Here is a 21460-nt window from a genome sequence, read left to right as displayed (position 1 = left end):
GCTCCTCCCAGGACCTTATTCTTTCCGCGGTCGCCCCACCTCCCGCCGCTGAGAGATATAGGGCGGGCGGAAGGCTTTGACCGCTATCCGCGGCCGACCAGCGGCATTTTCGTCGCCATCACCGTCATCGTCAGGACATTGGCCGAGAGCGGCAGCCCGGCCATGTAGACGACGGCCTCGGCGACGTGCTTGACCGGAATGGTCGGCTCGGAAGCGATCTCGCCATTGGCCTGCAGCACGCCGCTGCTCATCTTTTGCGTCATGTCGGTTGCAGCATTGCCGATATCGATCTGGCCGCAGGCGATGCCGAAGGGCCGCCCGTCGAGTGCGGTCGATTTGGTGAGACCGGTAATCGCGTGCTTCGTCGCCGTATAGGGCGCGGAGTTGGGCCTCGGCGTCGTCGCCGAAATCGAGCCATTGTTAATGATGCGCCCCCCGCGCGGATCCTGCGCCTTCATCAGCCGAAAAGCCTGTTGGGTGCAGAGAAAGGCACCCGTCAGGTTCGCGGCGAGGATCCCGCTCCACTGGTCGAAGCTCACCTCCTCGAGCGGCACCGGCGGCACAGTGGAGCCCGCATTGTTGACGAGCAGGTCGAGCCGGCCAAACTCCCGGCGGATCGTCTCGAAAAGCGCCGCCACCTGGCCTGGATCTCCGACGTCGCAGGGAACAGCGCGGACTGTGCCGCCGGTTCCGGCCGCGATCTCCTGAGCCGACGCCTGCAAAACGTCCGCGCGGCGCCCGGTAATGACGAGGGCATAGTGCTCGGCGCTCAACGCCGTGGCGATGCCGCGTCCGATACCGGTGCCGCCACCCGTCACAAGTGCAATCTTCCCCTCGCCCGACCGGTTCCCCTGTGCCATTTCAGATCTTACCCCCGAGTTCGTCCTCGATATGAATGCGGATGATCTCGTCGAAACTCGCCTCGGCGGTGAAGCCGAGTTCGCGAGCCCGACGTGCGTCGAAATTGGTTGGCCAGCCGGCGACGATCGCGCGGATGACCGGATCCGGTTCGTGACGGATGAGTCTGACGGCCTTCGCTCCCGCAATGCGCCCGAGCGCTTCGATCTCTTCGCCGACCAGCGCTGACAGGCCCGGCATGGTGAGGTTGCGCCGCGGCCCGATGCGACTGGTATCCAGGCGCGTCGCATGGACGAAAAATCCGACGGCCGAGCGCGGGCTTGCAAACCAGTGCCGGACGTTTTCGTCGACCGGCAGCACCGCCTCATTGCCGGCGAGCGGTTCGCGCAGAATGTTGGAGAAGAAACCGGAAGCCGCCTTGTTCGGCGCGCCGGGGCGAATGCAGATGGTCGGCAAGCGGATGCCTATTCCGTCAAAGAAGCCGCGCCGCGTATAGTCGGCCAGCAGCAGCTCGCAAATGGCCTTCTGCGTTCCATAGCTCGTCAGCGGGGTCGTGAAGAACTCGTCTCCGATCCTCTCCGGGAACGGCTGGCCGAAGACGGCGATCGACGAGGCGAAGATGACGCGCGGCGCGTAGCGCTCGCGTCGACCTTCCTGGCGGATCGCCTCGAACAGCGCCCGGGTGCCGTCGAGATTGACACGGTAGCCCTTGTCGAAATCCGCCTCCGCCTCGCCGGAGACGATTGCCGCCAGATGGAAGATCACGTCGGGCCGCGCGGCGACGAGCCGCTCGGCGCCACCCTCCGACGAGAGATCGATTGCAAGCGTCGCGGAAATTGCGGAAAGCGTTGCCGGAGTCTCCGGTTCGACCACGTCCACCAGTGTCAAGTGCGTGATCTCATGACCGAGCGCAGCCGGCGCCACGGCCAGCCTTTCGACGAGTTTTCGGCCGATCATGCCGGCCGCACCGATGATCATGACGTGCATTCGCGGCGAACCTCCTCCTGTTCGGCCACAGTCCGGATCAATCCGGGTTGAGCGTTCCCTTGTGCTTCTGCTTCCTGCCGCTCGCAGCGCCTTTGACGAGCAGGTCCTTGGTGGTCTGATAGATGCGCATGAGATGATGGCGGAAAGCCGCAACGACTGCCTCTCGGTCCCGTTGCCGAAGGCCTTCGACGATCTCGCTGTGATCCTTATAGCTCGCCTCGATTGCGCCCGGCCGAGACATGGCGCTGCGGCGATAATCCATCATGTACGTGTAGAGATCGGTGACGAAGTCCGACAGAAGCGGATTGCCACAGGCCCGATAGATCGCCACATGGAATTCACGGTCGCAGATGAGGAAGCGCATTGGATCGTTGCCGCAGAGCCTCTGCGTTTCCAACAGGCTTTCGAGCTTGCGCAGCGCTTCTTCATCCATGTTCTCGGCGGCATCGCCCACCACCTTCAGCTCGATGTGAAGGCGAGCTGCATGGACGTCTTCGAGGTCGTAGCTGTCGATCGCATTGGGCGAGGCGATCGTCACGGGCAAATGGCTGAGGTCGACGTTGGCGACGCGGCTGCGGCTGCCCTGGGACACCTCTATGATGCCGCGCGCTGCAAGCGTCTGGATCGCGCCGCGAACCGTCTCGCGGCTGACGTGGAGCACGCTTGCGAGTTCCCGTTCGCCCGGCAGTTCGTCGCCCGGCCGCAGCATGTTGGTCGCGACCAGCACCATCAGCTTGTCGGCAATCACCTCGCGCGCAGTCCGGCGCTCAAGGCTCCGGCCAACCTTCGGCATCTGCGTGAGGATTGGACTGCCGTTCACTCTCACCGCCTCCCACTGATCCACTGGTTGGTCCACCAGATCAGTGTGATGAATAGATGGCCGAAGCGGGCGTTCGGTCAACCCCTCTTCGATGCCGCGCCGCAACAAAAATGCTGCGTCGTCGTTTGCAGTGCATGATGACCAAACGGTCCGCTCACTCGTAATCGTGGTCTTGGTGGTCCTTGTGGTCCCGATGCGAAGGCAGCACGAGCCCGAAAGTTTTCACAAGATCATCGACCTGCGCCGGGGTCAGATAACGCGGATTGAGGTTGCGCAGCAGCAGGTAGAGCTTTGCGGTCTCCTCCAATTCCTCGGTCGCGAACACCGCTGCCTCGAGACTTTCGCCGCCAACAACCGGCCCGTGATTGGCGAGCAGCACGGAGGAGTATTTGCCGGCCAGTCCGCGGATCGCATCGGCAACCGCCGGATCTCCGGGACGATAATAGGGCACGAGCGCCGTTTCGCCGGCACGCATCAGATAATAGGGCGTCATCGGCGGCAGCGCCGCGCGCGGATCGATTTCGGGCAGCATGGTGAGCGCCACCGCATGGGTCGAGTGCAGATGGACGATCGCCCGCGCGCTACCGCGCGTCTCATAGAGGGCGGAGTGCAGCGGGATCTCCTTCGTCGGCTTGTCGCCGGAAACAAGCCGCCCTTCTGCGTCGAGTCGGGAAATACGGGCGGGATCGAGGAACCCGAGCGAGGCATTGGTCGGCGTCACCAGCCAGCCGCCGTCGTCGAGGCGCAGCGATATGTTGCCTGAGGAGCCCGGGGTAAGCCCCCTCTCGAAGAGGGAGCGGCCGTAGCGGCAGATATCCTCGCGCAGACGCGTCTCGGACATGGTGGGTCCTTTCGAGTTCAGGCGGTCGCGCCTTCGATGAGTTCGAAACCGAGGTCGACCATTTGCGGCGGCGCGTTCGAAACGACGAGCTCGGCAGCCACCTGCCCTGTCACCACCCGGGGCGTGCGGATGGTGGATAGCGGCTGCGGCGTTACCCGACCGATATCGAGGCCGTTATAGCCGAAGATTGCCAATTGCGAGGGGATCGAAATTCCTCGCGCGAGACAATGGAAATAGCCACCGATCGCCATGTCGTCGTTCGAGAAGTAGACGGCATCGAGACCAGGCGATCGTGCAAGCAGCTGTTCCAAGCCCTGTCTTCCGCTTTCGACGGATGAGGGACCTGCATTGATCTGCCGATCGACAAGTGGGAAACCGGCCGTTTCCAGCGCCGCGCAGAAGCCGGCATGGCGCTTCCCAGCGCGCGTGTCGCGCTCGAGATCATGGCCGACATATCCGATGCGGCGATAGCCACGCTTCAACAGGAACGCAGCGCTTTCCCGGCCGGCGGCGCGGTTGGAAAAGCCGACGGCGATGTCCACCGGCTCACCGTCCAGATCGAGCACTTCCACGACCCGGCGGCCGCTCGCGCGCAGCATCTTGCGCGTGCCCTCATTGTGCTCGAAGCCCGCGAGCACCACCGCCGTCGGCCGCCAGGCGAGCATGGCGGCGACGAGCGCCTCTTCGCGCCCCGGATCGTAATCGGTAACGGCGAAAACAGCCTGGTGCTGGTTTGCCTCCAGCACGCCGCTCGCGCCGCGCAACAGGTCGGGAAAAACAATGTTCGACAGCGAGGGGATGACAAAGGCGACGAGACGCGAGCCGGCGGAGGCGAGCGTTCCGGCGATCCGGTTTGGCACGTAGCCGAGCCGCTCGACGGCTTCCATCACGCGGGCCCGCGCTTTGCGGGAAAAGGAGCCTTCGTTTCGCAGGACACGTGAAACGGTGCTCTCGCCGAGCCCGGCGGCTTCGGCGACCTCGGCCAGAGTGACCGAAGACAGGCGTCTAATGTCCCCACTCTCTTTCGGTTCGCCGTCCATTCTCGAGCACCGGTCCAGAGAAACTCCGCAGTTCCATCAATAGCGGAAAATCTTGGCAGCGCTACCAGAATTGATTGGCAGCGCTGCCAAATTGAAGCTAGAAGGGCATTTGCCCGCTGGAGAGGAGGCTGACATGGCATCGCATAAGGAAGGCACCGGGTACACGACGGCCGTCGCCGTGATCGGTCTCGGCTCCATGGGCTTCGGCATGGCGAAGTCGATGAAGCGCGCCGGTCTCGAGGTTGTCGGCTATGACATCACCCAAAGCGCCGTGGAGCGCTTCCTCGCCGAGGGCGGCCGCGTTGCCGCCACTTTAACGGATGCGGTCGAAGGCGCCGATATCGTGGTGTCCGTCGTCGTCAATGCCCAACAGACAGAGGCGGTGCTCTTCGGCCCAGACGGCATCGCGAGGGCAATGAAGCCCGGATCCGTCTTCATTTCATCGGCGACGATGGACCCGGCTATCGCGCGCAGCCTCGCTGAGCGGTTCGAGGCGCTCGGGCTCCACTATCTCGATGCGCCGATTTCGGGTGGCGCTGCTAGAGCCGCGAAGGGCGAACTGACGATCATGGCGTCCGGTTCGCCTGAGGCCTTTGCCGCGGCGCGCCCGGCGCTAGATGTCATGGCCGCCAGGGTCTATGAACTGGGTGACGCAGCCGGGATCGGCGCCGCCTTCAAGATGATCAACCAACTGCTTGCCGGGGTGCATATCGCCGCCGCCTGCGAAGCGATCAGCTTTGCGGCCAAGCAGGGACTTGATCTTCAAAAGGTCTATGAAGTGATCACCGCTTCGGCCGGCAATTCCTGGATGTTCGAGAACCGGGTTCCGCATGTGCTTGCCGGCGATTACACGCCGCTCAGCGCCATCGAAATTTTCGTCAAGGATCTGGGCATCGTTCAGGACATGGCGCGCGCCGAGCGCTATCCGGTGCCGCTGGTGGCGGCCGCGCTGCAGATGTATCTCGCCGCTTCCGGCGCCGGCATGGGCCGCGACGACGATTCCTCTCTCGCGCGCCTCTATGCCCAGCTTTCCGGCGCAAAATTGCCGAGCAAAGGTTAGGAGAATGCCATGCCGGTTTTCGCCGCCAATCTGTCGATGATGTTCAACGAGTGGTCGTTCCTCGACCGCTTCGACGCCGCCGCCGCGGCGGGTTTTACCGCCGTCGAATACCTCTTTCCCTACGAGGCGCCGCCGGAGGCGATTGCCGAGCGGCTTGCGCGCAACGGCTTGCAACAGGCGCTTTTCAATCTGCCGCCGGGCGATTGGGACGCAGGCGAGCGCGGCATCGCAGCCCTCGCCGGCCGCTTCGACCAGATGAAGGCGGATGTCGAGCGGGCGCTCGAATATGCGGAGGCAACCGGCGCCAAACGGCTGCACCTGATGGCAGGGCTGGCCGATCCTGCCGATGCGGCGGCAACGACCGCGTATCGGCGCTCGGCGAACTACGCGGCAGAGCGCCTTGCCGACAAAGGGCTCGACCTGCTGATCGAGCCGATCAACGGCCGCAACATGCCGGGCTACTTCCTCAACGATTTCGGCACGGCCGAGCGGGTAATTTCGGACCTCGGCCTCGCCAATCTGAAGCTGCAGTTCGACATCTATCACCGCCAGATCATCCATGGCGACGTCACCATGGCGCTCCGCCGCCTGATGCCGATCACCGGCCATATCCAGATCGCCAGCGTGCCGTCACGCCACGAGCCGGATGGGGGGGAACTCAACTATCCCTATCTCTTTGAGGAAATCGACAGGCTCGGCTATAGCGGCTTTGTCGGCTGCGAATACACACCCCGGGGGTCGACGCGTGACGGCCTCGGCTGGTTCAAACCATTCGCAAGGAACTGAACGATGGCCATACTCCTGGGTTCGATCGCCGACGATTACACCGGCGCCTCCGATCTTGCGAACACGCTGACGAAGAACGGGCTTAGCACGGTGCAGACGGTCGGTATCCCCGCCCCGGCTCTTGCCTTGCCGGAGGTCGATGCGGTGGTCGTCTCGCTGAAGATCCGCTCCGTCGCCGCCGACGACGCCGTCGTGGCCGCGCTGAAGGCGGAAAAGTGGTTGCGAGACCGGGGCGCCGCCCATGTGCTCTATAAGGTCTGTTCGACCTTCGATTCCACCGATCAGGGCAATATCGGCCCGGTGACGGAAGCGCTGAGCGAAGCCGCAGGCGGCGGGACCGTCCTGGTCACGCCAGCCTTCCCGGAAACCGGACGCACCGTCTATCTCGGCCACCTCTTCGTCAACGGACAGCTGCTCGACGAAAGCCCGCTCAAGGACCATCCGCTGAACCCGATGCACGACCCCAATCTGGTGCGGGTGATGGCGCGACAGGCGCGCGGCCCGGTCGGGCTCGTCGACCTTCCGACCGTGATGGCCGGACCCGACGCGGTGATGGCACGGCTCACGGCCATGAACGCCGAAGGCGTGGCGGCGGCGATCGCCGATGCGGTCTCGGAAAGCGACCTCGAAACGCTCGGCGAAGTGGCGTGGCGGACGGCCTTATCGACGGGTGCCTCCGGCCTCGGACTCGGTCTTGCACGCGCGATCGCGCGTTCCGGCCGCGCATCCTCGTCAGGCGCCGGGCCGGATGACGCCATCCGCTCCGTCGGAGGCCTGGCCGCAATCGTCGCCGGCAGCTGTTCGGCCGCGACATTACGGCAGATCGAGGTCGCCGAACGATCGATGCCGGTGTTGCGGCTCGACACGGAAAGGCTGCTCAAGGGATCGGACGAGGTTGCCGCGGCAATTGTCTGGGCCAGCGAGCGGATCGCGGCGGGCCCCGTCGTCATTGCCGCAAGCGCCGCGCCCGACGTCGTCTCCCGCCTGCAGGCGCAATACGGGCGGGAGGCTTCGGGCCACGCCGTCGAAGCCGCGACTGCAACGATCGCCAGCGAGCTTGTGGCCCGCGGTGTGAAGCGTCTCGTCGTCGCCGGCGGCGAGACCTCGGGCGCGACCGTCGACCAGCTTGCCATTCCCGCTTTCCTGATCGGCCCGGAAATCGCGCCCGGAGTACCAGTGCTCCGCACCGTGGGCAATCAGCAAGGCGAGATGCTGATGGCTCTGAAATCCGGCAATTTCGGCGGCGAAGATTTCTTTGCTGCGGCCCTGGCGATGATGCGCTGAAGACTCGAAACCACCATGCACGTTAGAAAGCCCCCTCTCCCTAGCCCTCTCCCCGCGCGCGGGGAGAAGGTGGCCGGCAGGCCGGATGAGGGGCGGACACGGAGGAAATAGTCGCAGTAGACGCAACTACTCCCGCGGCAATTGCCGCCCTGCCCATTCGCTTTTCGGAATGGCCTTGCCAATGGCGTAGCTGAAGGAGACGACCGACGTCGTCTCCGTGTCGACCTCGCATTTGAAGTCCACAGAGTACCATTTCCCGCGACTGCGGAAGGCGCCGCCATTGGCGCTCATGCCGTCGGGCGAAACAAATCCCTCCGAGGGGCCGAAGGGCACGAGCATGTCCGGAAAGGCGTCAGGTCTCTGCCGACGGACCTGCTCCAGCGCCTCGATGGTGCAAAGCTGAACGATACGCCTCTTTGGCGGCAGGCGACCAATCGCCTGCTTCACGCGGGGGTCGGACAGCGCATCCTTGGAGTAGAGTTCCTGTGCTTCTTGAAGCGCTGGCGCCTGACGCTCGGATACTGCCTGCTCGGGATTCGCGGCCTTATCCGCCTTGGCGACCTTGGGCGTCGGCTTTGCCTCGGGGACGGGCGCGCTCGGCGGCGCTACGGCATCGGCGGCCGCGGTGACAGCCTCGTTAGCTTCAACGCGCAATTCCGCAGGCGCTGTCCTGATAGCGGACGGTTCGTCTTCCTCAGCGCCCTCTGCCTCCGCCGAGGCGGAGGGCGGTTGCTCCGGCTTCGGCGGCGAATCGTCAATCCGATTGGGTGCCGCCGGGGGCAATTGCGGCTGAGTAGGCTTCTCCCTGTCGAGCCGTGCGGAAGCGGACTCGAATGCTTGCGGTTGCGCGCGCGCTGGCTCCGACCTCGGCTTACTGACTTCCTCCGGCGGCTTCTCCTCCGCTTGCGACGGCGGTGGTACGAGCTCGACATTCACGCTCTGCTCCTTCGCCGGCGGGCCGTGCTCTGGCAATCGGACCAGCAGCAAGAACGCCAGGACCAGATGCACGGCGACCGAGGTCGGCATGCCCCAACCGGTTTCCCCCCACATTTTCCTTTTGACCTGCTGCATTGCTCGAAAGTCCGCGGACCATATGCGCGGAAACTAGAGCATTTTGCAGTCAGGTGGAATCACCTGACGTCGCACAAATGCGGCAAAAACAAAGCGATAGAGCGGCGGCGCGAACGCATGTGAGCGCATCCAGCTCTAAGAGCTCGACCGCTTCGCAACAAGGGTGAATGCAATCACCCGTGTTCGACCCGATAGGGCGTATCGAAGAAATGCTCCTCCAGATTGCTAACCTCGCCGCCGCGGTCGATCACGACGAAGTCGGATACGCCATGGAGCGGCGTCAGGATGCCGTGCCAGACGTTGCGGGCGATATTGACGCCCTGGCCGGGCGCGGTCTCAAAGGCGATCGGCGTTCCCGGACAATCGCCTTCGTCCGGCGCGACGACCACCAGAAACGAGTTCCTCGTCAAGGGCACGAAGGCCTGGCTGCCGAGCGGATGGCGCTCGACCATGGTCAGCGTCAGCGGCAGGTCATAGGGCTCGCCGCGCAAAAGGCTGATCAGAACGCGCGCGTCCGGCCCGGTCGCCTCGACCTTGGCAAGATCATGGTGGCGCGTGCATTTGCCGGCGTTGATCGGAAAGCTCTTTGCCGCGTTCATGTCGATCACATCGCCGAAGGGTGCGAAAGAGGCGGGTGTCAGGGGCCGAATTAGCAGGGAAATTACCCGACCTCTGCCGTGCTGCTTTGCTTTTATCTCGCTCATTGGATCAGTATCGCCCTGAAATCATTGACGTTGGTGCCGGTCGGTCCGGGTTCGAAAAGGTCGCCGAGGAGGTCGAAGGCCGACCAGCTGTCGTTGCGCTCGAGCAGCGCCGCTGCACCGATCCCACGCTTGAGGAGCCGGGCGGCCGTCCTGTCGTCGGCGAAGGCGCCGGCATTGTCTTCCGAACCGTCGATGCCGTCCGTATCGGCGGCCAAGGCCGAGATGCCCTGAATGCCGTCGATGCCGAGCGCAAGCGACAGCAGGAATTCGCTGTTGCGGCCGCCCTTGCCCGTTCCCCGCAGGGTGACGGTGGTCTCGCCGCCGGAAAGGAGCACGATGGGCTTCTGGAACGGGCGCCCACGCGTCGCCACCTCGCGGCCGATCGCGGCATGGACCAGCCCGACATCGCGCGCCTCGCCTTCGATGGAATCCGACAGAATGGCCGCCGCAATTCCGGCTGCCCGGGCCTTGGCCGCCGCAGCCTCCAGCGAGGCACCGGCGGACGCGATCAGCCGCACTTCGTTGCGGGTAAAGCGGGGATCGGATGGCGTCGGCGCGTCCGCAGCCTCCGACGCCACCCAGCGCAGAACGTTCTCCGGCAATAATAGGCGATAGCGTTCAATGGTGTTCACGGCGTCGCACCGGCTAGAATGGTCGGCAATCGTGGGACCGGAGGCAACCAGCCCGGGATCGTCGCCGGGGATATCGGAGACGACGAGCGAAACCACCAGCGCGGGATGGGCGGCCGCGGCCAGCCGGCCGCCCTTGATCATGGAAACATGCTTGCGCAGGGCATTCATTGCCCGGATCGGCGCGCCGGAGGCAAGCAGCGCGCGATTGACGGCAATCTCGTCCTCGAACGAAAGCCCTGGCGGGGGTGACGGCAGCAGCGCCGAGCCGCCGCCGCAGATCAACGCAACGACGAGATCATCCTCGCTCAGGCCGCCGACCTCGGCAAGAAGCCGGCGCGAAGCCGTGAGACCATTCTCGTCCGGCAGGGGATGTGCGGCTTCGAGCACTTCGATGCGTTCGCAGCGAACGCCGAAGCCATAGCGGGTGACGACGACGCCGCTCAGCGGCCCGTCCCACAGCCGTTCGAAGGCACGCGCCATCTGCGCGGCGCCCTTGCCGGCACCAACCACGACGGTGCGCCCTTTCGGGCGCTCCGGCAGATTGGCGGCGATGACGCGCGCCGGGTCGGCCGCGACGACCGCCGCGGTGAATAATGTCTCCAGGAATGCACGCGGACTGGCGATAACGGCCATTTATCCCTCCCTTTCGAAAAAAGCCCGGGCGGCGGCTCCTCCTTCCGCCGCCCGGATGCACGATCGCCAACAGTGGATGGGGAAGTCCGCCGGCGGATCATGCGCTTCGTCGAACTCACGCGACGGGGTGGTTCGCCATCCGCTCCAGTGCGCGGACCAATCCGGAATGGTCGAGACCGCTGTCGCCATTGGCGGCGCAAATGTTGAAGAGTTCCTGCGTCGCCGCCGTATTCGGCAACGAGATGCCGAGGCTCTTAGCCCCCTGCAGCGCGAGATTCAGGTCCTTCTGGTGCAGCGATATGCGGAACCCCGGTTCGAATGTCCGCTTGATCATGCGTTCGCCGTGCACCTCGAGGATGCGCGAGGAGGCAAAGCCGCCCATCAGTGCCTCACGCACCCGCGCCGGATCGGCGCCCGCCTTGGAAGCGAATACCAGCGCTTCGGAGACTGCCTCGATCGTCAGCGCGACGATGATCTGGTTGGCAACCTTCGTCACCTGTCCGTCACCGCAATCGCCCACCAGCGTGATGTTTTTGCCCATCAGCTTGAATAGGGGCAGAGCGCGCTCGAAGGATTCCGGCGTGCCGCCGGCCATGATGCTGAGCGATGCGTTCTTCGCACCGACTTCTCCGCCGGAGACCGGCGCGTCGATATAGTCGGCCCCCGTTTCCCGGATCTTCTTCGCGAATTCCTTCGTGTCGATCGGCGAGATCGAGCTCATATCGATGACCAGCTTGCCCTCGCCGAGGCCGTAATAGACGCCGTTCTCGCCGAAGAGGACATCCTTCACTTCCGGCGTGTCCGGCAGCATCAGGATGATCGTGTCGACGGTCTCGGCAAGCGCCTTCGGCGTCTCCACGAGTTCCAGGCCGTGGTCAATGAGTTCCTGCCGCGGCGGGATGACGAATTTCGAGGTGATGATCCGATGGCCTGCATCCTGCAGGTGACGCGCCATCGGCGTGCCCATAATGCCCAGTCCGATGAAACCGATAGATGCCATTACTTAGCTCCTGATCTTGATGATGTCTGCGGATTGCCGGCGCGCGAGCTCGGCACCAAGCCAGTCGAGCCCCGCCGCCGCTGTCGTCAGCGGCTTGTATTCGCAGCCGATCCAGCCGTCGTAGCCGGCTGCCTCCAGCGCGTCGAAGACGAAGGGGTAGTTGATCTCGCCGGTGCCCGGCTCGTTGCGGCCGGGATTGTCGGCGAGTTGGATATGCGCGATCCGGTCCGAATGGCGCTTGTAAGTGCCGACCAACTCGCCCGCTGTGCGCTGCTGATGATAGAGATCGTACTGAATGAAGAGGTTGTCGCTGTCGACTTCCTCGATGATCGCGGCCGCCTGCCCGACCGTGTTCAAGTAGAAGTCCGGAATGTCGAGGCGGTTGATCGGCTCGATCAGCAGGCGGATGCCGTGCTTGCCAAGTTCGTTTGCCGCAAATTTCAGATTGGCAACGAGCGTCGTGCGCAACACGCTGTCCGGCACGCCATCGGGTGCGATGCCGACGAGGCAATTCACCTGGCAGCAGCCGAGCGCCGTCGCATAGTCGATGGCGCTTGCCACGCCCCGGCGAAATTCGTCGATACGGCCCGGCAGGATGGCGATGCCGCGCTCGCCGCCCGCCCAATCGCCGGCCGGCAGGTTATGCAGCACCTGCACGAGTCCATACTGGTCGAGAGCTGCGCGCAGCGCCGTCCTCTCGAATTCATAAGGAAAGAGAAACTCCACCCCCTCGAAACCAGCCTCGGCGGCGAGTGAAAAGCGGTCGAGGAACGGTACCTCGTTGAAGAGCATGGTCAGGTTTGCCGCGAATTTCGGCATGCGGTTACTCCTCTGGTTAATTGATCAGTCGAGCAGCGCGGCGGCGATCGCCGTCGGTGCATCCTCACCCCGTTCGGCGAGCTCCTCGAACTCGACGACCGCGTTGATATCCGCACCCATCGCGATGTTGGTGACGCGCTCCAGGATGAATTCGATGACGACCGGAACCCGATGTTCCTTCATCAGCGCCTCGGCCCGCTCGAAGGCATCGGCGAACTCGTTCGGGCTCCTCACCCGGATCGCCTTGCAGCCAAGTCCTTCCGCGACCGCCACGTGATCGACGCCGTAGCCTTTCTCCGCGTCGTCGCTCGCATTGATGTTTTCGAAGGCGAGGCTCACCTCGAAATCCATGTCGAAGCCCCGCTGCGCCTGGCGAATGAGGCCGAGATAGGAGTTGTTCACGACGACGTGGAGATAGGGGAGCTTGTGCTGCGCCCCGACCGCCAGTTCCTCGATCAGGAACTGGAAATCATAGTCGCCGGAGAGCGCCACGATCGGCCGGCTCGGATCGGCAGCGCGCACGCCGAGCGCTGCCGGAAGCGTCCAGCCGAGCGGGCCTGCCTGTCCGCAGTTGATCCAGTTGCGCGGTCGGTAGACATGCAGGAACTGCGCGCCGGCAATCTGGCTGAGGCCAATCGTGGTGACATAGCAGGTGTCGCGGCCGAAGGCCTTGTTCATCTCTTCGTAGACGCGCTGGGGTTTGAGCGGCGTCTCATCGAAATGGGTCTTGCGCAGCATGATGCGCTTGCGCTCGCGGCATTCGTCCGCCCATCCCGACCAGTCTCTGAGTTTGCCGGCCGTCTTCCATTCGGTCGCGACGTCGAGGAAGAGCTTGAGCGCGGCCCCCGCGTCCGAGACGATGCCGAAATCCGGCGCGAAGACGCGGCCTATCTGCGTCGGCTCGATATCGACATGGATGAACTTGCGGCCTTCCATATAGGTCGGAATATTGCCGGTATGACGGTTGGCCCAGCGATTGCCGATACCGAAGACGAAATCCGAGGCAAGCAGCGTCGCATTGCCGTAGCGATGCGCCGTCTGAAGTCCGCACATGCCGGCCATCAACGGATGATCGTCGGGGATCGTGCCCCAGCCCATCAGCGTCGGGATGACCGGAACGCCGGTGATCTCGGCGAACTCGACAAGCAGGTCGGAGGCATCCGCATTGATGATGCCGCCCCCGGCAACGATCAACGGCCGCTCCGCCGCGTTCAGCATTTCAATCGCCTTCTCGGCCTGCGCGCGCGTGGCGGCGGGCCTGTAGGGCTGAAGCGGTTCATAGGTGTCCGGATCGAACTCGATTTCGGCAAGCTGGACGTCAACCGGCAGGTCGATCAGCACCGGACCGGGCCGGCCCGAGCGCATCAGATGGAACGCTTTCTGAAATACGAAGGGAACGAGCGCCGGTTCCTTGACCGTAACCGCCCATTTGGTGACCGGCGCGGCGATCGCGGCAATGTCGACGGCTTGGAAATCCTCCTTGTCGAGGCGCGCCCGCGGCGCCTGGCCGGTAATGCAGAGGATCGGAATCGAATCCGCGGAGGCCGAGTAAAGTCCGGTGATCATGTCGGTGCCGGCCGGCCCAGACGTGCCAATGCACAGTCCGATATTGCCGTGCTTCGCCCGGGTATAACCCTCTGCCATATGCGAGGCGCCTTCGACATGGCGCGCCAGGATGTGGCGGATCGAGCCGCGCGCTTTCAGCGCCGAATAGAGCGGATTGATTGCGGCACCCGGCACGCCGAAGGCACAATCGATGCCTTCCTTCTCCAGAACATGAACCGCCGCATCAACGGCACGCATCTTGGTCATGGCAACTCCTCCTGTTCGAGGGTGATGCTAAACCATCCGGAGGCTTGTTCAACGCAAATATGGAAACCATTCCCATGATATGGAAATAATGATTTTCAAGAAAATTGGGAAAATCGAACGCAATCGCGGTAGAGCATTATGGTCGCCAGTGATTTGGAGAGGCCTATGGAATTGACGGTTAAGGGAAAGCGCGGACGCAAGGCCGCGGCAAATGCCGCTCCCTCCTCCGTCCAGGTGCTAGATCGGGCCCTGTCGCTCCTTGCGATCATCGCCGAGGGCGATGGCTCGACGCTGACCTCGCTCTCGGAACGCACCGGCATGGCGCCTTCGACGGTACACCGGCTGCTGACCTCGCTTGCCGGCCACGGCATGGTCACACATGACGGCGACACGGGCACCTGGACGATCGGCGTCAAGGCGTTCGCGATCGGCAATGCTTTCCTGCGCTTCCGCAAGCTCGGCGCGATCAGCCGGCCTTTCCTGCAGCACCTGATGGAGGAAAGCGGCGAAACGGCAAATATAGGCATCGAGGATAACGGTGAAGTCGTCTTCATCTCGCAAGTCGAAAGCCACGCGCCGATGCGCGCCTTCTTCCGGCCGGGCCGGCGGGGGCCTATCCATGCGTCGGGCATCGGCAAGGCGATCCTTTCGACCTGGTCCGACACCGAGATAGCTAATGCCTTCAACGACAGACCGCTCGCGCACTTCACCGACCGCACCCTCGACGCGCTGCCCGCTCTCATGGTCAACATCAAAGAAATCCGCGACCGCGGCTGGTCGCTCGATGACGAGGAGCAAACGCTCGGTATGCGCTGCATCGCCGCGCCGATCTTCAACGAGTATGGCGAGGCGATCGGCGGCATTTCAGTCTCGGGCCCCACGGTTCGCATCGACGATGAGAAGCTCGCAAGCCTCGGCCCGGTTGTACGCCGGACTGCGGACGAATTGACTTGCGCGATCGGGGGGCACAGGCCGGCACGGCGCTAGCGTGTCGATCTCTCCCAGAGCACGGGCTGCGACAAGGGCGGCTCCACAATCCACCACCGGGCTCGACCGAACCCGGTCCGACAGCCACTTCGACAGGCGAAAAAGATGAAGAGCAACTATTATTTCCCAGCGGGCGGGCACCCGCCGCAGACGAACCTTCTGACCGACCGGGCAGTGTTCACCGAAGCCTACGCCATCATCCCGAAGGGCGTCATGCGCGACATCGTCACGAGCCATCTCCCCTTCTGGACGAATACGCGGCTCTGGGTGCTCTCGCGACCGCTGTCGGGCTTCGCCGAGACCTTCTCGCAATATATCATGGAAGTAGGACCCTCGGGCGGGAGCGACCGGCCGGAAGCCGACCCGCGCGCCGAGGGCGTGCTGTTCGTCGTGGACGGCGAGTTCCGCCTGACGATCAACGGACAATCGCACCGGATGCAGCCCGGCAGCTATGCCTACATCCCGCCCGGCAGCGAATGGAGCCTGCACAACGACGGAACCACCGCCACCCGCTTCCACTGGATCCGCAAAGCCTATGAGAAGGTCGAGGGACTTCCCGTTCCCGATCCGATCGTCACCAACGAACGCGAGATCGCGCCGACGCCGATGCCGGACACGGACGGCCGCTGGGCGACCACCCGCTTCGTCGACCCTTCCGACATGCGCCACGACATGCATGTGACGATCGTCACCTTCGAGCCCGGCGGAACCATCCCCTTCATGGAGACCCATGTCATGGAGCACGGGCTCTACGTGCTCGAAGGCAAGGCGGTCTATCGCCTCAACTCCGACTGGGTCGAGGTCGAAGCCGGCGACTATATGTGGCTGAGAGCCTTCTGCCCCCAGGCCTGCTATGCCGGCGGGCCGGGCAAGTTCCGTTACCTGCTCTACAAGGACGTCAACCGCCATATGGCGCTCGGCACGCCCGGCCGCTTCGCCTGACCCGGCGCCGGGGAAGCTCCCGCCCCGGCTGACCGTGATATTGCGGCTTCCGCGGATCGGCCGTAGCCTTGGAGAATGGCGACATCGAAGCTCGAGGCCTACCGCAAGAAGCGGGATTTTTCGAAGACGCCGGAACCGGCCGGCCGCCTTGCCGGCGACGGCAACCGTTTCGTCGTGCATAAGCACCATGCGACATCCGATCACTACGACCTGAGGCTTGAGGTCGGCGGCGTGCTGAAAAGCTGGGCTGTGCCCAAAGGGCCGTCGCTCAACCCTGCCGACAAACGGCTGGCGGTCGAGACGGAGGATCATCCGCTCGACTATATCGACTTCGAGGGCGTGATCCCCGAGGGGGAATATGGCGGCGGGCCGATGATCGTCTGGGACACGGGTGTCTGGGCGCCGATGGACGACATTGACGAGAGCCTGCGCAAAGGCGCCTTCAAGTTTCGCCTTGCGGGCGAAAAACTCAAGGGCGGCTGGATGCTGGCGCGGCTGAAGCCGAAGCCCGGTGAAGAGGAAAAGCGCAACTGGCTTCTCTTCAAGGAGCGAGACCCGGCCGCCGACCCTTCCACGGACATTCTCGCCGCCCGGCCGGAAAGCGTCAAATCCGGGCGGCGGATCGAGGAACTGGTTGAGAAGCTTAAACCGCCTGCGAAGCCCGTCAAGCTCAACCCCGGCGCTCTTCCGGGAGCGGCGAAAGGGCCGATGCCGGCGAGGATCGGGCCACAGCTTGCCACGGCCACCGCCACCCCTCCAGACAGCATTGCGACTCGCGAGATCTGGCTGCACGAGATCAAATTCGACGGTTATCGCACCATGGCGTACAAGGCCGGAGACGAGGTGCGGCTTATCACCCGCGGGGGCCTGGATTGGACGAGGCGCTACGGCGACCTGCCGGAGGCATTCCGCCGCCTGCCGTGTCGCGAGGCCATCATCGACGGCGAGATCGTCGCGCTCGACGACCAAGGAGTCAGCCACTTCGCGCTTCTGCAGGAGGCACTCTCGAGCGGGGCAGAAAACAGGCTGGTCTTCTACGCCTTCGACATCGTCCATCTCGACGGCTGGAACCTCATGAACGTCCCGCTCGAACGGCGAAAGGAATTGCTGAAGCAATTGCTCGAGGCGCATGTATCGACAAGCTTTGCCATCCAGTACAGCGACCACGTCACCGGCGAAGGTCGCGCTTTCTACGCGCAAGCCTCCGAGATGGGCCTGGAAGGGATCATCTCAAAGCGCGCATCGGCGCCCTATCAGAGCGGACGCTCCAAGAGCTGGACCAAGACCAAGGCGCCCAAGGCGGATGATTTCGTCATTGCCGGCTATACCCTGTCGGAAGCCGCCGAAGGCATCGGCGCGCTGGCGCTGGGCGAGTGGGTGGACGGCGAACTGAAATATCGCGGCAAGGTAGGCACCGGCTTCGACGCCGCGATGCTCAAGCAGTTGCGGGAGAGACTGGAGCCGCTACGCGAGGGCGCGGCAAAGCTCGAAGGGGCGCCGAAGGAGATCATCTGGGTGCGGCCTGTGCTGACGGCACGCATCCACTACGGCAACCGCACGACGGACAACGTGCTTCGCCACCCGGTTTTCAAGGGACTTCGGGAGGTCGAGCTTTCGACGCCTGCGGCGACGGGCCGGACACGCCTGATCTCCGACGCCGACCTCGCCGGCATCTCCATCACCAATCCGACGCGCCGCCTGTTCGGCAAGTCCGGGCCCACCAAGCTCGATGTCGCCGTCTACTACGCCGCCGTCGGCGATTTCATGCTGCCGCACATCCTCGGACGCCCGGTCTCGCTCGTGCGCTGCCCGACGGGGCGGCCGCAAGACTGCTTCTTCCAGCGCCACCCCTTCACCGGCATGCCGCCTTCGGTGGCGGGTTTCGAGGCCATGAGTTCGGAGGGCGAGCCGAAAACCTATCTGTCGGTGGAGGACGCAAAGGGCTACTTGGCACTGGCGCAATTCGGTGTCGTCGAATTCCATAGCTGGGGGTCGACGCGAAAGCGGTTGGAAAAGCCCGATCGCGTCGTCTTCGACCTCGATCCGGGCGAAGGCATCGGCTGGCGCGAGGTGGTCGAGGCGGCCGTTCACATCAGGCAGGAGCTTGAAGCGCTCAATCTCATACCCTTCGTCAAGACGTCGGGCGGCAAGGGTATCCATGTGGTCGTGCCGATCAAACCGAAACATGAATGGAAGAAAGTGCACCAGGCGACCGGCGGCATAGCCGCCCGGCTCGCGGCTACCGCGCCGGAGACCTTCATCACCACGATGAGCAAGGGAAAACGTGCAAAGCGGATCTTCATCGATATCCATCGCAACGCCCGCGGGCATACCGCGGTTGCGCCCTATTCGCTGCGAGCCCGCACGAATCTGCCCGCGTCCACCCCACTCAACTGGAACGATCTTGAAACTATCGACGCCCCCGAGGATTTAAACTATTCTTCGCTTCCCGGCCTTCTGGCCACGTCCGGCGATCCCTGGGGCGAAATCGACGCATATGCCAGGGACTTGCCGCTCATGTCCGGGAAGTAACCGCGTTGCCGCGCAGGAGACCATCATGGCACCCAGGGCAAGTTGGAAAGGCTATCTGAGACTGAGCCTCGTGAGCTGTCCGGTACGGCTCTACCCAGCCACTTCGACGAGCGATCGCATCACTTTCAATCAGCTGCACAAGGACACGCACAACCGGATCAATATGAAACCGGTCGATCCGGAACTTGGCCTGGTGGAACGCTCAGACCTCGTCAAGGGCTACGAATACGAGGATAAGAAGTACATCCTCATCGAGGATTCCGACCTGGAAAGCGTCAAGATCGAATCCAACCACACGATGAATATCGAGGCCTTCGTCGAGGAAGAGACCGTGGACGTCATCTACCGCGACGCGCCCTATTACCTGGCGCCGGACGGTGCCATGGCGGAGGAGACCTTCATCGTGCTTCGCGAGGCGCTCCGCAGAACCGGCAAGCTCGCAATCGCACGCCTCGTGCTCTCGAGCCGCGAGCGCGTCGTCACCATCGGCCCGCGCGAGACCGGCATGTTCGTCTGCACCTTGCGCAACCCCAATGAGGTGCGCCGCACGGCCGATTACTTCGGCAACATCCCGGTCGGCAATCCCGATCCGGAAATGCTCGAGCTTGCAGAGGCGCTCATAAAGCAGAAGGTCACGGTCTTCGACCCGAAGAACTACGAAGACCGATACGAGGCGGCGCTGATGAAGATGATCCGCGAGAAGCTCAAGGGCCACAAGCCGATCATCGCGGCAGCGCCCGAACGCGGGAACGTCATCAATCTCATGGACGCGCTGAAGGCGAGCCTCTCGCAGGCAAAGCCGCCCGCCCCGAGCAAGAGCAAGGCTAAAGTCGAACCGGCCGCCCCGCAGACAGCAAAAACCGCCGCAACCAAGCGCGCACCAGCCAAGTCCGCCGCCAAGAAGAAGGCCTGATGGCGGTCGCAGGCCAAATATTCGGTTCATTCGGCGCGCTTTCGTCATTCCCGCGTCGGCTGCTCGCGAGAGAGGTCGAGCGGCAAGGCGGGCATCTGAGGCGCGGGGTCACGCGTCAGACCGCTTGCGTGGTCTTCGGCCGCGGTCTGCTGGCCAAGGCCACCGAGGCCGATATCCAGGCCCGGGTCGAACGCGAGGCCGGCGAGGATCGGCACCTCCTCAGCGAAAGCGGCTTCCTGCGGCTGCTCGGGCTGGCGCCCGCGACGTTAACGGCATCGCTGACGCGGCAATCGCTGATCGATCAGTCCGCGCTCGCCCCGCGCCTCGTCGACCTCCTCTCTCTGTTCGACGCCTTCGAGCATGACAGCGAGCCCTATTCGTTCCGCGACCTGATCCTTGCCCGCAAATATGCCGGATTGATTGCGAGCGGGGCCAGTTGGAGTGTGATCGCCCGATCCGTGCACCGTTCTGGGCAAATCGCGTCTCTGACTGCACTCTCGCTTCACCACCAAGGCAGCGACACGATCTATGCGCGTCGTGCCGAAGGCCTGAGCGAGCTTGACGGCCAATTGCTGCTCGCCCTCGACGTTCCGGACGAACTGGCGCTCGAAGAACTTTTCGCCGAGGCCGAAGAGGCCGAAGAGGCGGGCGACTACGACGAGGCGGCGGCGATCTACCGGCGCTACCTCGCCATCGATCGCACGGATTCCGTCGCCGCCTTCAACCGCGCCAATTGCCTGATGGCGGCCGGCCGCGAAACGGAGGCCGTGCATGACTATGTCCGCGCGCTCAAGCTCGATCCCACTTTCGCCGAGGCCTGGTTCAACCTTGCCGGACTCGTCAGCGAGCGAGGCCACATCAACGCCGCCCGCCGGCACCTGGCAAAGGCGATCGCGCTTGACGGCGAATATGCGGACGCGGTCTTCAACCTGGCAAAGCTCGAATTTGATGCCGGCAATCTCGGCGAAGCACGGCGCTGGTGGATCCGCTATCTCGAGCTCGACAGGGACTCCGAATGGGCTCGCACGGCCGAGCGCGGCGTGCGGTTCGTGAACCTTCACCTGTTATCGAAGACGGCGGGCTGAGATGGGCGCAAATTTTCTGTTCGACGGTCCGCAGGATGCGCCCGCCACCATTCTTCTCGCCCATGGCGCCGGCGCGCCGATGGATTCGGCCTCGATGACGGCCACAGCCCTGGCACTTGCCGGTGCCGGCTTCCGCGTCGCCCGCTTTGAATTCGGCTACATGGCGGCGCGCCGGTCGGCCGAGGGCCGGAAGCCCCCGCCTCGCGCCGAAACATTGAAGCCGGAATACGAGGCCGCCGTGGCCGCGCTCGCCGCCACCGGGCCGCTCGTCATCGGCGGCAAATCGATGGGCGGACGCGTCGCCAGCATGATCGCCGACGACCTTTACGCCGCGGGGAAAATCGTCGGGCTGCTCTGCCTCGGCTATCCGTTCCACCCGCCGGCCAAACCGGAGCAGCTCCGCACCCGCCACCTCGCAGAACTCCGGACGCCGACGCTGATCTGCCAGGGAACACGGGATGAATTCGGCACACGGGAAGAGGTGCAGGGCTATACGCTCTCCGACCCGATCGAAATCCTCTGGCTAGAGGACGGCGACCACGACCTCAAACCCCGCAAGCGCATATCCGGCTTCTCGACCGCCGATCATCTGAAGAGGGTGGCCGAAGCGGTCGGCGGCTGGATCGGAACCCTCGTCCGCTGAGCCGGCCGCGC

20 protein-coding genes are annotated in these 21460 nt (G+C 64.1%); 9 read left to right on the top strand and 11 right to left on the bottom strand.

Features of this window, described 5'->3' with window-relative positions:
* Positions 1-83 precede the first annotated feature (83 nt).
* The 5 genes from SJ05684_RS19310 to SJ05684_RS19290 form a co-directional block, all read right to left on the bottom strand.
* Positions 84-860, bottom strand: coding sequence for an SDR family oxidoreductase (locus SJ05684_RS19310; RefSeq protein WP_034854509.1), 777 nt, complete (start codon positions 858-860; stop codon positions 84-86).
* Position 861: 1 nt separating this feature from the next.
* Positions 862-1845, bottom strand: a complete 984-nt coding sequence (gene denD / locus SJ05684_RS19305; protein WP_034854510.1) for a D-erythronate dehydrogenase — start codon at positions 1843-1845, stop codon at positions 862-864.
* A gap of 37 nt (positions 1846-1882) precedes the next feature.
* Positions 1883-2665, bottom strand: coding sequence for a FadR/GntR family transcriptional regulator (locus tag SJ05684_RS19300; RefSeq protein WP_034854511.1), 783 nt, complete (start codon positions 2663-2665; stop codon positions 1883-1885).
* Between the two features lie 154 nt (positions 2666-2819).
* Complete coding sequence (gene otnC / locus SJ05684_RS19295; RefSeq protein WP_034854512.1) at positions 2820-3506, bottom strand: 3-oxo-tetronate 4-phosphate decarboxylase; 687 nt, start codon at positions 3504-3506, stop codon at positions 2820-2822.
* Between the two features lie 17 nt (positions 3507-3523).
* Entirely contained in the window at positions 3524-4546 is a 1023-nt protein-coding gene (locus SJ05684_RS19290) for a LacI family DNA-binding transcriptional regulator (RefSeq protein ID WP_034854513.1), read from the bottom strand.
* 133 nt (positions 4547-4679) lie between these two features.
* On the opposite strand from SJ05684_RS19290, the gene ltnD reads away from it, so the two are divergent.
* The 3 genes from ltnD to otnK are packed head-to-tail and all read left to right on the top strand — an operon-like array spanning position 4680 to position 7676.
* Entirely contained in the window at positions 4680-5606 is a 927-nt protein-coding gene (gene ltnD, locus SJ05684_RS19285; RefSeq protein WP_034854514.1) for an L-threonate dehydrogenase, read from the top strand.
* A gap of 9 nt (positions 5607-5615) precedes the next feature.
* Positions 5616-6392 carry a 2-oxo-tetronate isomerase gene (gene otnI / locus SJ05684_RS19280; RefSeq protein ID WP_095694319.1) on the top strand — a complete coding sequence of 259 codons (777 nt, stop codon included), beginning with the start codon at positions 5616-5618 and terminating at the stop codon, positions 6390-6392.
* Between the two features lie 3 nt (positions 6393-6395).
* Positions 6396-7676: a 3-oxo-tetronate kinase gene (gene otnK, locus SJ05684_RS19275; protein WP_034854516.1), complete on the top strand. Its 1281-nt coding sequence runs from the start codon at positions 6396-6398 to the stop codon at positions 7674-7676.
* Between the two features lie 126 nt (positions 7677-7802).
* On the opposite strand, the gene SJ05684_RS19270 is transcribed toward otnK, so the two are convergent.
* From SJ05684_RS19270 to gcl, 6 genes are all read right to left on the bottom strand, one after another.
* On the bottom strand, positions 7803-8747 hold the full coding sequence (locus SJ05684_RS19270; protein ID WP_034854517.1) for a DUF930 domain-containing protein: 945 nt from the start codon (positions 8745-8747) through the stop codon (positions 7803-7805).
* Between the two features lie 173 nt (positions 8748-8920).
* A complete protein-coding gene (locus SJ05684_RS19265) occupies positions 8921-9451 on the bottom strand; it encodes an ureidoglycolate lyase (protein ID WP_050979995.1) in 531 nt (176 codons plus the stop codon).
* The gene (locus tag SJ05684_RS19260) at positions 9448-10716 is read right to left on the bottom strand and encodes a glycerate kinase type-2 family protein (protein ID WP_034854518.1); all 1269 of its coding nucleotides are present in this window, start codon (positions 10714-10716) and stop codon (positions 9448-9450) included. The genes SJ05684_RS19265 and SJ05684_RS19260 overlap by 4 nt, the downstream gene beginning before the upstream one ends.
* A 115-nt stretch (positions 10717-10831) precedes the next feature.
* Positions 10832-11716 carry a 2-hydroxy-3-oxopropionate reductase gene (locus SJ05684_RS19255; RefSeq protein WP_034854519.1) on the bottom strand — a complete coding sequence of 295 codons (885 nt, stop codon included), beginning with the start codon at positions 11714-11716 and terminating at the stop codon, positions 10832-10834.
* A 3-nt stretch (positions 11717-11719) separates the two neighbouring features.
* A complete protein-coding gene (gene hyi / locus SJ05684_RS19250; protein WP_095694318.1) occupies positions 11720-12535 on the bottom strand; it encodes a hydroxypyruvate isomerase in 816 nt (271 codons plus the stop codon).
* A gap of 24 nt (positions 12536-12559) precedes the next feature.
* Complete coding sequence (gene gcl, locus SJ05684_RS19245) at positions 12560-14347, bottom strand: glyoxylate carboligase (RefSeq protein ID WP_034854526.1); 1788 nt, start codon at positions 14345-14347, stop codon at positions 12560-12562.
* Between the two features lie 165 nt (positions 14348-14512).
* Here gcl and SJ05684_RS19240 point away from each other — a divergent pair, with 165 nt between their 5' ends.
* The 6 genes from SJ05684_RS19240 (at position 14513) to SJ05684_RS19215 (ending at position 21449) form a co-directional block, all read left to right on the top strand.
* Positions 14513-15334, top strand: coding sequence for an IclR family transcriptional regulator (locus SJ05684_RS19240; RefSeq protein WP_034854527.1), 822 nt, complete (start codon positions 14513-14515; stop codon positions 15332-15334).
* A gap of 105 nt (positions 15335-15439) precedes the next feature.
* On the top strand, positions 15440-16276 hold the full coding sequence (locus SJ05684_RS19235; protein WP_034854529.1) for a bifunctional allantoicase/(S)-ureidoglycine aminohydrolase: 837 nt from the start codon (positions 15440-15442) through the stop codon (positions 16274-16276).
* Between the two features lie 75 nt (positions 16277-16351).
* Positions 16352-18808: a DNA ligase D gene (ligD, locus tag SJ05684_RS19230; protein WP_034854530.1), complete on the top strand. Its 2457-nt coding sequence runs from the start codon at positions 16352-16354 to the stop codon at positions 18806-18808.
* 25 nt (positions 18809-18833) lie between these two features.
* Positions 18834-19721, top strand: coding sequence for a non-homologous end joining protein Ku (gene ku / locus SJ05684_RS19225; protein ID WP_034854531.1), 888 nt, complete (start codon positions 18834-18836; stop codon positions 19719-19721).
* Positions 19721-20806 (top strand): tetratricopeptide repeat protein, encoded by a 1086-nt coding sequence (locus SJ05684_RS19220; protein WP_034854532.1) that lies wholly within the window; start codon positions 19721-19723, stop codon positions 20804-20806. The genes ku and SJ05684_RS19220 overlap by 1 nt, the downstream gene beginning before the upstream one ends.
* A gap of 1 nt (position 20807) precedes the next feature.
* On the top strand, positions 20808-21449 hold the full coding sequence (locus SJ05684_RS19215; RefSeq protein WP_034854533.1) for an alpha/beta hydrolase family protein: 642 nt from the start codon (positions 20808-20810) through the stop codon (positions 21447-21449).
* Positions 21450-21460: the final 11 nt, after the last annotated feature.

This window comes from Sinorhizobium sojae CCBAU 05684, from assembly GCF_002288525.1.
GTDB classification, from domain to species: Bacteria; Pseudomonadota; Alphaproteobacteria; order Rhizobiales; family Rhizobiaceae; genus Sinorhizobium; species Sinorhizobium sojae.
This window is presented reverse-complemented; position numbering and strand designations above follow the sequence as displayed.

What these genes read in the sequence shown, in the direction of transcription:
- SJ05684_RS19240 (WP_034854527.1), top strand. Translation starts at nt 14,513, where the DNA reads ATGGAATTGACGGTTAAGGGAAAGCGCGGACGCAAGGCCGCGGCAAAT.
- SJ05684_RS19235 (WP_034854529.1), top strand. Translation starts at nt 15,440, where the DNA reads ATGAAGAGCAACTATTATTTCCCAGCGGGCGGGCACCCGCCGCAGACG.
- SJ05684_RS19255 (WP_034854519.1), bottom strand. Translation starts at nt 11,716, where the DNA reads ATGGCATCTATCGGTTTCATCGGACTGGGCATTATGGGCACGCCGATG.
- denD (WP_034854510.1), bottom strand. Translation starts at nt 1,845, where the DNA reads ATGCACGTCATGATCATCGGTGCGGCCGGCATGATCGGCCGAAAACTC.
- ligD (WP_034854530.1), top strand. Translation starts at nt 16,352, where the DNA reads ATGGCGACATCGAAGCTCGAGGCCTACCGCAAGAAGCGGGATTTTTCG.
- ltnD (WP_034854514.1), top strand. Translation starts at nt 4,680, where the DNA reads ATGGCATCGCATAAGGAAGGCACCGGGTACACGACGGCCGTCGCCGTG.
- SJ05684_RS19290 (WP_034854513.1), bottom strand. Translation starts at nt 4,546, where the DNA reads ATGGACGGCGAACCGAAAGAGAGTGGGGACATTAGACGCCTGTCTTCG.
- SJ05684_RS19260 (WP_034854518.1), bottom strand. Translation starts at nt 10,716, where the DNA reads ATGGCCGTTATCGCCAGTCCGCGTGCATTCCTGGAGACATTATTCACC.
- ku (WP_034854531.1), top strand. Translation starts at nt 18,834, where the DNA reads ATGGCACCCAGGGCAAGTTGGAAAGGCTATCTGAGACTGAGCCTCGTG.
- hyi (WP_095694318.1), bottom strand. Translation starts at nt 12,535, where the DNA reads ATGCCGAAATTCGCGGCAAACCTGACCATGCTCTTCAACGAGGTACCG.
- SJ05684_RS19310 (WP_034854509.1), bottom strand. Translation starts at nt 860, where the DNA reads ATGGCACAGGGGAACCGGTCGGGCGAGGGGAAGATTGCACTTGTGACG.
- gcl (WP_034854526.1), bottom strand. Translation starts at nt 14,347, where the DNA reads ATGACCAAGATGCGTGCCGTTGATGCGGCGGTTCATGTTCTGGAGAAG.
- SJ05684_RS19220 (WP_034854532.1), top strand. Translation starts at nt 19,721, where the DNA reads ATGGCGGTCGCAGGCCAAATATTCGGTTCATTCGGCGCGCTTTCGTCA.
- otnK (WP_034854516.1), top strand. Translation starts at nt 6,396, where the DNA reads ATGGCCATACTCCTGGGTTCGATCGCCGACGATTACACCGGCGCCTCC.
- otnC (WP_034854512.1), bottom strand. Translation starts at nt 3,506, where the DNA reads ATGTCCGAGACGCGTCTGCGCGAGGATATCTGCCGCTACGGCCGCTCC.
- SJ05684_RS19270 (WP_034854517.1), bottom strand. Translation starts at nt 8,747, where the DNA reads ATGCAGCAGGTCAAAAGGAAAATGTGGGGGGAAACCGGTTGGGGCATG.
- SJ05684_RS19265 (WP_050979995.1), bottom strand. Translation starts at nt 9,451, where the DNA reads ATGAGCGAGATAAAAGCAAAGCAGCACGGCAGAGGTCGGGTAATTTCC.
- SJ05684_RS19215 (WP_034854533.1), top strand. Translation starts at nt 20,808, where the DNA reads ATGGGCGCAAATTTTCTGTTCGACGGTCCGCAGGATGCGCCCGCCACC.
- otnI (WP_095694319.1), top strand. Translation starts at nt 5,616, where the DNA reads ATGCCGGTTTTCGCCGCCAATCTGTCGATGATGTTCAACGAGTGGTCG.